Source organism: Variovorax soli NBRC 106424 (genome assembly GCF_001591385.1).
Classification (GTDB): Bacteria; Pseudomonadota; Gammaproteobacteria; order Burkholderiales; family Burkholderiaceae_C; genus Variovorax; species Variovorax soli.
This window is the reverse complement of sequence record NZ_BCUU01000072.1, coordinates 18189-28167: the sequence shown is the minus strand read 5'-3', so window position 1 is coordinate 28167 and position 9979 is coordinate 18189. Positions and strand designations below refer to the sequence as shown.

The 9979-nt window shown below is 68.3% G+C and carries 9 protein-coding genes; 4 read left to right on the top strand and 5 right to left on the bottom strand.

Annotated features, from left to right (window positions below):
* The 4 genes from VSO01S_RS18925 to VSO01S_RS18910 all read left to right on the top strand — a co-directional run.
* Nucleotides 1–718, top strand: a 718-nt coding sequence (locus tag VSO01S_RS18925) for an efflux RND transporter periplasmic adaptor subunit (RefSeq protein WP_153305314.1), incomplete at its 5' end; no start/stop codon positions are given.
* Nucleotides 715–2064 (top strand): efflux RND transporter periplasmic adaptor subunit, encoded by a 1350-nt coding sequence (locus VSO01S_RS18920; RefSeq protein WP_068644354.1) that lies wholly within the window; start codon nucleotides 715–717, stop codon nucleotides 2062–2064. The genes VSO01S_RS18925 and VSO01S_RS18920, both read left to right, overlap by 4 nt.
* 18 nt (nucleotides 2065–2082) lie before the next feature.
* Nucleotides 2083–4191 carry a site-2 protease family protein gene (locus VSO01S_RS18915; RefSeq protein ID WP_068644353.1) on the top strand — a complete coding sequence of 703 codons (2109 nt, stop codon included), beginning with the start codon at nucleotides 2083–2085 and terminating at the stop codon, nucleotides 4189–4191.
* Between the two features lie 160 nt (nucleotides 4192–4351).
* Nucleotides 4352–6004 carry an acyl-CoA dehydrogenase family protein gene (locus VSO01S_RS18910; protein ID WP_068644352.1) on the top strand — a complete coding sequence of 551 codons (1653 nt, stop codon included), beginning with the start codon at nucleotides 4352–4354 and terminating at the stop codon, nucleotides 6002–6004.
* A 46-nt stretch (nucleotides 6005–6050) separates the two neighbouring features.
* Here the strand turns inward: VSO01S_RS18910 and VSO01S_RS18905 are convergent, their stop codons facing one another.
* The 5 genes from VSO01S_RS18905 to VSO01S_RS18885 all read right to left on the bottom strand — a co-directional run bounded on the left by VSO01S_RS18905 (nucleotide 6051) and on the right by VSO01S_RS18885 (nucleotide 9938).
* On the bottom strand, nucleotides 6051–7253 hold the full coding sequence (locus tag VSO01S_RS18905; protein WP_068644351.1) for an ammonium transporter: 1203 nt from the start codon (nucleotides 7251–7253) through the stop codon (nucleotides 6051–6053).
* Nucleotides 7254–7406: 153 nt separating this feature from the next.
* Nucleotides 7407–8063, bottom strand: coding sequence for a DNA oxidative demethylase AlkB (gene alkB / locus VSO01S_RS18900; RefSeq protein ID WP_218002362.1), 657 nt, complete (start codon nucleotides 8061–8063; stop codon nucleotides 7407–7409).
* A 31-nt stretch (nucleotides 8064–8094) separates the two neighbouring features.
* Nucleotides 8095–8655 carry a hypothetical protein gene (locus VSO01S_RS18895; RefSeq protein ID WP_068644349.1) on the bottom strand — a complete coding sequence of 187 codons (561 nt, stop codon included), beginning with the start codon at nucleotides 8653–8655 and terminating at the stop codon, nucleotides 8095–8097.
* Between the two features lie 301 nt (nucleotides 8656–8956).
* A complete protein-coding gene (locus VSO01S_RS18890; protein WP_068644348.1) occupies nucleotides 8957–9394 on the bottom strand; it encodes a hypothetical protein in 438 nt (145 codons plus the stop codon).
* A 109-nt stretch (nucleotides 9395–9503) separates the two neighbouring features.
* Nucleotides 9504–9938, bottom strand: a complete 435-nt coding sequence (locus tag VSO01S_RS18885) for a hypothetical protein (protein ID WP_068644347.1) — start codon at nucleotides 9936–9938, stop codon at nucleotides 9504–9506.
* Nucleotides 9939–9979 lie beyond the last annotated feature (41 nt).

The window sequence follows — 9979 nt, the reverse complement described above, 5'->3', positions numbered from 1 at the left end:
GGCGCTGGCGCAGCAGCAGCCGGCGCCGCCGCCGCCCGTGCCGGCGGCCATCGACCCCTCGGCGATCCGCGTGCTGCTGGTGGCGGAGCTTGAAACCACGCTGTCAGCGCAGATGAACGGCACGCTGGGCGACCTGAAGGCGTCGCTGGGCAAGCAGGTGCCCAAGGGCTTCTTGCTGGTGCAGCTGCAGTGCAACGAGGCGCAGGCACGGGCCAACGTGGCCGAGGCCGAACTCGCCCAGGCGCGGCAGAACCTCGATGCCAAGCGGACCATGCGCGACCTCAACGCGGTGGGCGATCTCGAAGTGTCCCTGGCCAACACTGAACTGCAAAAGGCCATCGGCTCGCGCGCGCTGGCCGTCACGCAGGCGGGCTACTGCTTCGTGCGCGCGCCCTTTGCGGCGCGCATTGCCAAGGTCTACGTCAAGCCTTATCAAACGGTGAGCTCGGGCACGCCGCTGTTCGACGTGGTGAGCGACAGCGCGCTGAAGGTGCGGCTGAACGTGCCTTCCGCCATGCTCAAGCAGCTCAAGGCGGGGCAGCCCTTCAAGGTGAGCATCCTGGAAACGGGCAAGACCTATCCGGCCCAGGTGACAGCCATCAACGCGCGGGTCGATGCGGTGGCGCAGACGGTGGAGCTCGAGGCCCGGCTCGACCAGGCCTATCCCGAGCTCATCGCCGGCATGAGCGGCGTGGCTCGCTTCCCGAGCGCTCCGTGAACGACCGTGCCCAGATTCCCTCGCAACTGCTGCTGACCCTGCAGGCGCTGCGCGACAAGGCCATGGCGGCCGAATCGCTCAACGCGCTGGCCTTCAGCATCGCCAACGACGCCTATCCGCTGCTTCGCTTCCGCCAGGCGCTGGTGTTCGCGCGGCACGCCAGCGGCCAGCACGAGCTGCTGTGCGTCTCGGGGCTGGCCAAGCCGCAGGAGGATTCGCCCTACCTGGTGTGGCTGCGCCGCGCAGTGCCCTGGCTGGCCGAGCGCGTGCCGAGCGCTGCGCCCACCTGGCTGGCCCGCAGCGACCTGGATCCGCCGCCCGAGGTTTCCGACGGCTGGGCCGAGTGGTGGCCCGAAGGCGCCTGGTGCGTGCCCATGGCCGGCAGGAACGGCCAGCGCCTGGGCCTGGTCGTGTTCCTGCTCGACGAGCCGGTGCAGGAAGGCCTGGCGCCGCTGCTGCAGGGCCTGTTCCAGACCTGGTCGTACTGCTGGGCTTCGCTCAGCGGCCAGGGGCGCCTGAAGGGTTGGCGGCCGAGCCGCAGGCAAGTGCTGGTGGCCCTGGCCGTGCTGGCCGCCTTGCTGCTGGTGCCCGTGCGGCAGAAGGCGCTGGCGCCGGCCGAGATCGTCTCGCGCCATGCGCAAATCATCAGCTCGCCCATCGACGGTGTGATCGCCCAAATGCATGTGCGGCCCAACCAGCCGGTGGAAGCCGGCGCGCCGCTTTTCACCTTGGACGAGACCACCCTGCGCAACCGCGCCGATGTGCTGCGCAAGGAAGTCGCGGTGGCCGACGCCGAGCTCGTCGCTGCGAGCCAGCGCGCCTTCGACAACCCGCAGAGCAAGAGCGAACTGACGGTGCTGACCGGCAAGGCGCAGCAGCGGCGCTCCGAACTCTCGGGCGTGCAGGCGCAGCTCGAGCGCACGCAGGTCACGGCGCCGCGCGCGGGCGTGGCGGTGTACAGCGACCCCAACGACTGGCTGGGCAAGCCGGTGGTGACGGGCGAGCGCATTCTGCTCGTCGCGGATCCGGCGCAGCCGGCCATGCTGGTGCAGTTGCCGGTGGCCGATGCCATTGCGCTGGAAGTGGGCGCGCCGGTCACGCTCTACCTCACGGCCTACCCGCTGCAACCGCTGCACGGCAAGATCCTCGAAACCAGCTACCAGGCGCGCCTGAACGAGGAAAGCGTGGTCGCCTATCGCCTGCTGGTGAGCATCGACGACGGCGACGAGGCGGTGCGCCGCCTGGGCCTGCACGGCACCGCCAAGCTGTATGGAGAGCGCGTCGTGCTGGGCTACTACCTGCTGCGCCGCCCCATTGCGGCCGCGCGCGCCTGGCTCGGCTGGTAGCGGAAGAGGGCGGGCGCCATGCTCAATGCCGCCGCCATGGCCGCGGACCTTCCACTGCCGCCGCTGCGCGAAGACCTGCGGCTGGGCGAAGCGGCTGCCGGGTCGGACGGCGCGCCGAGCTGGGTCATCCAGGACACGGTGGTCAATCGCTTCTATCGCATCGGCTGGTTCGAATTCGAGTGCCTGCTGCGCTGGGGCCAGACGCCGCGCCGCATCAGCGAGCAAATCACGAGCCAGACCGCGCTCAAGCCCGACGTCGAACAGGTGCTGGCCTTCCGCCAGTTCCTGGAGCAGAACCAGCTGCTTCGCCCCGGCTGGCAGGCGGTGGAGCGCCTGAGCGCGCGCAGCGAAGGCAATCCGTTCCTGAGCTGGAAGGGCTGGCTGCATCACTACCTGTTCTTCCGCATTCCGCTGGTGCGGCCGCAGCGCATGCTGGCGCGCCTGGCCGCCATGCTCGACTGGCTGTTCCATCCGCTGATGGCCTGGCTGGTCCTGGCGCTGGGGCTGCTCGGGCTCGTGCTCGTGGCGCATCAGTGGGACGCCTTCAAGAACGCGGTGTTCGACTCCTTCTCGGCCGAGGGAGCGCTCGGCTTTGCGCTGGCGCTGGCCGTGGGCAAGACGCTGCACGAGATGGGGCACGCGCTGGTGGCCACGCGCCTGGGGCTGAAGGTGGCCCACATGGGCGTGGCCTTCGTGGTGCTGTGGCCCATGCTCTACACCGACACCGGCGAGGCCTGGAAGCTGCGCAGCGCGCGGGCCCGCCTGGCCATTGCGAGCGCGGGCATCCTCACGGAACTCACCATCGCCGCGCTCGCCACGCTGGGCTGGGCGCTGGCCGAGCCGGGTGCGCTGCGCGACGCCTTCTTCTACCTGGCCACCACCAACTGGATCCTGTCGCTGGCGCTCAACGCCAGCCCGTTCATGCGCTTCGACGGCTACTTCATCCTGTCGGACCTGCTGGATTTTCCCAACCTGCACGAGCGCGCGGGCGCCCAGGCACGCACGGCGCTGCGCCGCGGCATCCTGGGCCTGGACGAGCCCTGGCCCGAGCACTTCCCGGCGCGGCAGCGGCGAGCCCTGGTGGCCTTCGCCATCGGTACCTGGATCTACCGGCTGGTGCTGTTCGCCGGCATCGCGGTGGCGGTGTACCTGTTGTTCTTCAAGGTGCTGGGCATCTTTCTATTTCTGGTGGAGATTTCCTGGTTCATCGTGCTGCCGGTCTGGCGAGAGCTGCGCCAGTGGTGGGCCAGGCGCGGAGCCGTTCCCATGTCCCGTCGATTCGTCCTCGCAGGCTTGCTCCTGCTGCTCGTGCTGCTGCTGGCCCTGCCGTGGCAGACCCAGATCCATGCCTGGGGCATGGCCCGCGCCGAGCGGCAGTTGAGGGTGTATGCGCCTTACCCCGCGCTCATCCGCGAGATCCGGCCCGTCGGGGCGGTGCACAAAGGCGACCTGCTGGTGTCCCTCGGGCAGCCCGACATCGTCGAGCGCCTGCAGCGCAGCGACGCCGGTGCCCGCAGCTACGACGCGCGCCTGCTGGGGCTGCTGGCCGACCCCGCCGGGCTCGAAGAAGAGGCCGCCACGCGCCAGCGCCTGGACGTGCAGCTGCAGGAGGTGCGTGCCGCGCGCTCCGAGATCGAGCGGCTGAGCCTGCAGGCCCCGTTCGACGGCCTGTGGCGCGATGTCGACCCGAATTGGCAGGCCGGCCAGTGGACCGGGGTGCGCAATGCGCTGGGCGTGCTCTACGACCCCTCGAGCTGGCAGGTGGACGGCTACGTCAAGCCCGACGAGGTGCACCGCATCCAGGTCGGCGCGAGCGTGCGCTTCTATCCCGAGGGCCAGGTGGAACCCATCGGCGGCAAGGTGCTGGCCATCGGCAGCACGCGGGTGGCGCAGCTGGAACATGCCATGCTGTCTTCGCGCCACGGCGGGCCGCTGGCCACGACCAAGCAGGAAGAAGCGCTGGTGCCCACCCCCTCGCTGTTCCATGTGCTGGTGCAGCTCGACGGGCCGCCGCCGGCCCGGCAGGAAACCCGCGGGCAACTGCAGATCGACGGGGCGCGCAGCAGCCTGCTGGTCAAGGGCGCGACCAACGCGCTGGCCGTGCTGCGGCGCGAAAGCGGCTTCTAGGAAGCGCGTCGCCGCGGCCCGCGCGGCGCCGGAAAAAACACGAACAGCCGGGCCTTGCAGCAGGCCTTTCCCCCGCAGGACAAATCCGAACACCCTGCGCAGCTGTTTTGCCTAGACTTTTCCAATTCACTGCCATTGGACGAACCGGGGACGACGCACCATGACTTGGGAAACCCACGACATCAGCAACCAGTACGACGAGCTGACCGACTACAACCTCTATGCCACCGACGCGCCGCTGCGCGAAGCCGTGGCGCGCGCCGGTGCCGGCTGGGCCAGCGACTCGCTGGGCGCCTACGGCGGCAAGCTGGGCGCCGCCCAGACCTGGCAATGGGCGGCGCAGGCCAACAGGCACGACCCGGAATTCGACGCCTTCGACGCGCGCGGGCGCCGCGTGGACCGCGTCGAGTTCCACCCGAGCTGGCACGAACTGATGCGCATGCATCGGGAGGCGGGCTCGGTGTCGCTGGCCTTCCAGAACCCGAACCAGGCCGGCCGGTGGACCGCCTGGGCGGCGCATTTCTACATGGAAGGCCAGGTCGAGGCCGGTTCGATGTGCCCGCTGTCGATGACGCAAGCCTCCATTCCGGTGCTCGGCAAGGAGCCGGGCCTGTGGGCGAAGTACGGCGACAAGCTGATGAGCAACAGCTACGACCCCCGCGACGTGCCGATCGAGCAGAAGTCGTCCATCTGGATCGGCATGGGCATGACCGAGAAGCAGGGCGGCTCCGACGTGCGTGCCAACACCACCACCGCCACGCCCATCGGCGCCGGCGGGCGCGGCGGCGAATACCTCATCCGCGGCCACAAGTGGTTCTTCTCGGCCCCCATGTGCGACGCCCACCTGGTGGTGGCGCGCACCGCCGACGGCGGCCCCTCGTGCTTCTTCGTGCCGCGCTGGAAGCCCGACGGCAGCAAGAACCCGGTGCGCATCCAGCGCCTGAAGGAAAAGGTGGGCAACCGCAGCAATTCCAGCAGCGAGGTCGAGTTCCAGGACGCCTGGGGCATCCTGATGGGCGAGGAGGGCCGCGGCATTCCGACCATCATCGAGATGGCCACCTACACCCGGCTGCATTGCGTGCTGGGCAGCAGCGCCATGCTGCGCCAGGCCGCAGTGCAGGCCATTGCCTACGCCCGCCAGCGCAAGGCCTTCGGCAATGTGCTGGTGCAGCAGCCGCTCATGCGCGGCGTGCTGGCCGACCTGGCGCTGGAGAGCGAAGCCGCGCTGGTGCTGGCCATGCGCCTGACGCAGGCCTACGAGCAGGGCGACGACCCGGCCCAGCGCGTGTGGAAGCGCGTCATGACGCCCGCCGCCAAGTTCTGGGTCTGCAAGCGCGCGGTGGAAGCCACCGGCGAGGCCATGGAAGTCTTCGGCGGCAACGGCTATGTCGAGAACGGCCCGATGGCACGCCTGTTCCGCGAAGCGCCTGTCAACTCGATCTGGGAAGGCTCGGGCAACGTGATGTGCCTGGACGTGATGCGCGCCATCGGCCGCGAGCCGCAGGCCGCGTTCGTGCTGCTCGACGAACTGGCTGAAGGCGCGCGGGACGATGCGCCCGTGCACGCCGAGGTGGTGGCCCTGCGCGAGATGCTGGGCACCGACCCGGCGCAACTGGAAGGCCTGGGCCGCCGCTTTGCCCAGCGCCTGGTGCTCAGCGCCCAGGCCGTGCTGCTGCGCCAGAACGCACCCGCGGTCGTGGCCGATGCCTTCATCGCCACGCGCTTCGATGCTCAATGGGGCCGCGTCGTCGGCGCGGTCGACACACGCAAGATGGACGTCGACGCGCTGCTGCAGCGGGCGCTGCCGGCCTGACCCGGTTCGGCCCGCCGCGCGTCATGGCGCGGCGGGCCGCATCACATCACCAGGTCGGCTCGCGCTCCGGCGTGGCCGTGATGTGGTGGATCGAGAGGTCGGCGCCGGTGTATTCCTCTTCGTGCGACAGGCGCAGGCCCAGGGTGGCCTTCAGCGCGCCATAGACCGCGGTGCCCGCGACCAGCGCCCACGCCACGCCCATGGCCACGCCGATGAACTGCGCGCCCAGGCTCACGCCGCCCAGTCCGCCCAGCGCCTGCTGGCCGAAGATGCCGGCCGCAATGCCGCCCCAGGCGCCGCACAGGCCGTGCAGGGGCCACACGCCGAGCACGTCGTCGATGCGCCACTTGTTCTGCGTCAGGGTGAACATCCACACGAAGATGCCGCCGGCCACCGCGCCGGTGACCAGCGCGCCCAGCGGGTGCATGAGGTCGGAGCCGGCGCACACCGCCACCAGTCCTGCCAGCGGGCCGTTGTGCACGAAGCCCGGGTCGTTGCGGCCCAGCACCAGCGCGGCCAGCGTGCCGCCGACCATGGCCATGAGCGAGTTCACCGCCACCAGCCCCGAGATCTTGTCGATGGTCTGCGCGCTCATCACGTTGAAGCCGAACCAGCCCACGCAGAGAACCCACGCGCCCAGTGCCAGGAACGGAATGCTCGATGGCGGGTGCGCGCTCAGCGAACCGTCGCCGCGGTAGCGGTTGCGGCGCGCGCCCAGCAGCAGCACGGCGGGCAGGGCGAGCCAGCCGCCCATCGCATGCACCACCACCGAGCCGGCGAAGTCGTGGAATTCGCTGCCGGTGAGCTGGGCAATCCAGCCCTGGATGCCGAAATGCTTGTTCCAGGCAATGCCTTCGAACAGCGGATAGACAAAGCCGACGATGACCGCCGTGGCAATGAGCTGCGGCCAGAATTTGGCGCGCTCGGCAATGCCGCCCGAGATGATGGCCGGAATGGCCGCGGCGAAGGTCAGCAGAAAAAAGAACTTCACCAGCTCATAGCCGTTTTGCCGGGCCAGATCCTCAGCCCCGACAAAGAAATGCGTGCCGTAGGCCACGCCGTAGCCCACCAGGAAATAGACGACGGTGGACACCGAGAAATCCACCAGGATCTTGACCAGCGCATTGACCTGGTTTTTCTTGCGGACGGTGCCCAGTTCAAGAAAGGCGAAGCCCGCGTGCATGGCCAGGACCATGATGGCGCCCAGAAGAATGAAGAGTGCGTTTGTGCCCTGAGTTAGTGCGTCCATGAAGTTTGGTGCCCCGATTGCTCTTGAATGGTGCGGAATCGCTTGTGCATCGATCCTCGGCAGTCAATGAAAGCAATATTGGTGCCAAAAGCCCGCATGTGGTGCGCCAGGCCGCCTTCTGGTGCGCACCGTCGCGATGCGCACCCCGCGTGCTCAGCCCGCGTGGCGAAAGCTCAGGTTGATTCGCCGCCTGCCGAGCAGGGGATGCTCGCCGTTCGCCAGCGTCGCGACGCCGTGGTAGCGCAGCCGCGAGGCGCCGCCCCAGACCAGCACGTCGCCGTGGCGGACCGGAACCTTGAGGGGCTTGTCCGCCCGCGCCAGTCCGCCCAGCTGGAAAGTGGCCGGCAATCCCAGCGACAGCGAGACCAAGGGGTGGCCTGCCGCGTCCAGTTCGTCCTTGTCCTGATGCAGGCTGAGCCTGGCACCGGGCCCATAGACGCTGATGAGGCAGGCATCCGGTTCGAAGCCCGGGAATCCGGCAAGCGCTGCGGCATCGCGCGCGATCCTTGCCAGTCCATCCGGCATGGCCGGCCAGGGCAGGGCGGTGTCAGGGTCCGTCGACTGGTAGCGGTAGCCGCTGCGGTCGCTCACCCAGCCCAGGCGGCCGCAGTTGCTCATGGCCACCGACATCGCAAGACCGCCCGGCGTGACCATGTGGCGTGGTGGGGCCTGCGCCAGGATGGATTCGAGCGCAGGGATGATCTGCCCCTCGCCGGTCAGGCCGATCAGGCCGGTCAGGCCGGCACCCGGCAGCAGCACCGCGCCGTCGGCCAGATCGATGCGCTCGGGCGCGGGGAAAAGAGAATCCATGGCAGAGCCTGCCATTCTTGCGCAGGCGCGGTCAGCTGCGGCGGGACACGAGGTTCCGAAGGCGGGCCACCACGCCGCCGGATTCGGAACTGCGTGCGCTGATGGGCCGCCCGGCGTAGTTGGCGCGCTCCTTTTCGAGCACGCCAAGCAAGGCCGCGTGGGTGCGCTCGCTGTAGATCCAGATGCCCGATACGACGAAGTGGCCGGGCTTGGCATCGGACTTGGGCGAGATCTGCACGTCGACGGCGCCGATGCGCGTCATGGTTTCGGAGCGCGACGCGGCCAGGACGGCGCCGGTGGCCATCGCATCGATCTGGCGCGACAGCACGAAGCTGATCGCCTGGATCTGCTGGAAGTTCTCGACGATGAAGGCGCAGATCTCCAGGAAGATGAGCCGGCCCACATGGCGCTTTTCCTCGCGCACCAGATCGGTGGGCTCGAAAGCCTCAATGTGCAGTTCGGTGCCGCTTCGCAGCAGGGGCACCGGGTCGAGCTTGGCCAGCAGATCTTCCCCGGCGTACACCCACATCGGACGGCCCAGGGTGTAGGGCTCGGCGTCGGGACCCGTGATTCTGACAAGGCTGGGTTTCATCGGAATTGGCTGGAAGCATCGTTGCTTCAAGCGCGCTCTTGATTGTTGATGTTGTTGATGAATGCTTATTGCCTAGCTATTCCTCAATACCGGGCAACGCACTGAAATATAGATTGAACAGCTCACCGAGCGGTGATGTTGTTGCAGACGAATCCGTACTCGCAATGGAACAATTCACGAAGGATGGATCGCGCATTTGGGGCTTCGTTCAAAGAAATCCCCGGGCCGCTGGCGTGCGGCTCGGGGACTTATTGGATTGGCCGATGAATGCAGACTTTCCGGCTATTTGCGCGAAGAGGCCTCAGCTCGAGGAAGCGCAGTCGCGGTCGCGCACCGTCACGTCGACCTGCCGCTGGCCGACGGTGTACAGGTGGCGAAAGACGATGCCGCGGCCCAGCATGGCGCGCGTGTTGGGGGTGGTGCAGTTCTTGGCGGTGAGTCGCGTACGCAGCGCCATGGGGTCCAGCCCGCGGGCCTGCATGTAGTGATACGTGGCCACGCGGCTGGCCGGTTCGTACTCGGCACCCACCAGCACCGACTGGTCTTCCATCTGGATCGGCACCCGCTGCATGACCACCTGCACGCCGCTCTTCATGCCGGCTTCCAGTTCGGATTCGCTCATGGACGACAGGCGCGCTGAATCGTCGGCACTCCAGGCCAGCGGCAGTGCGCATGACAAGGCCAGCGCCATCGGCAGATGGCGCAGCGGCGCCGGCAGATGCAGCGCGGTCGACGACATGGCCACCCCCTTTCCTTTCGATTGACACTGAGAACAAAGTATGACTTTGGTATTCATCAGGGTCAATCGGCCAAGAGGCGCAGGCCTCCCAGCCAGGCGGGCTGGCCGATCAGTCGTAGGCGACGGTCACCAGGGCCGCGAGGCGTGCGCCGGCGGCGCGCGGCGCCACCGACAGCATGCCGCCGTCCTGCCCGATGCAGTGAAGCCTTCCGGCCTGCATCGCCTGCGGGCGGCCCCGAGCGTCGACTAAGGCCAGATCGACGGCCTCGTCCCGCACGGCCTGTACACCGATGCAGGCGCTCGGACGCTCCGTCGACCGGCGTTCGAACATCAGTTGGCCGGGTGCGCCGGGCCGGCTGCGGACGATGTCGGCGGCCGAAGGTGGTGCCGGGCTGGTGACCTGGTACGGGTCCGCCACGATCTCGCCCGTGAAGTGGATGAGGCCGCTGTTCGGCGCCATGCCGTCGGCCCATGCTGCGCTGCCCGTGAGCAGCAAGAAGGAAGAGGCAATCGCACGAATCCCACGCCGTTGCAGACGTTTCATGGCTCGCTCCTTGGTTCCCCCCGATTCGGGAATTCATGAGA

Excerpts from the sequence above, each read along its gene's own strand:
- VSO01S_RS18890 (WP_068644348.1), bottom strand. The coding sequence starts at position 9,394 with ATGTCGTCGACCGCGCTGCATCTGCCGGCGCCGCTGCGCCATCTGCCG.
- VSO01S_RS18885 (WP_068644347.1), bottom strand. The coding sequence starts at position 9,938 with ATGAAACGTCTGCAACGGCGTGGGATTCGTGCGATTGCCTCTTCCTTC.
- alkB (WP_218002362.1), bottom strand. The coding sequence starts at position 8,063 with ATGGATTCTCTTTTCCCCGCGCCCGAGCGCATCGATCTGGCCGACGGC.
- VSO01S_RS18895 (WP_068644349.1), bottom strand. The coding sequence starts at position 8,655 with ATGAAACCCAGCCTTGTCAGAATCACGGGTCCCGACGCCGAGCCCTAC.
- VSO01S_RS18905 (WP_068644351.1), bottom strand. The coding sequence starts at position 7,253 with ATGGACGCACTAACTCAGGGCACAAACGCACTCTTCATTCTTCTGGGC.
- VSO01S_RS18915 (WP_068644353.1), top strand. The coding sequence starts at position 2,083 with ATGCTCAATGCCGCCGCCATGGCCGCGGACCTTCCACTGCCGCCGCTG.
- VSO01S_RS18910 (WP_068644352.1), top strand. The coding sequence starts at position 4,352 with ATGACTTGGGAAACCCACGACATCAGCAACCAGTACGACGAGCTGACC.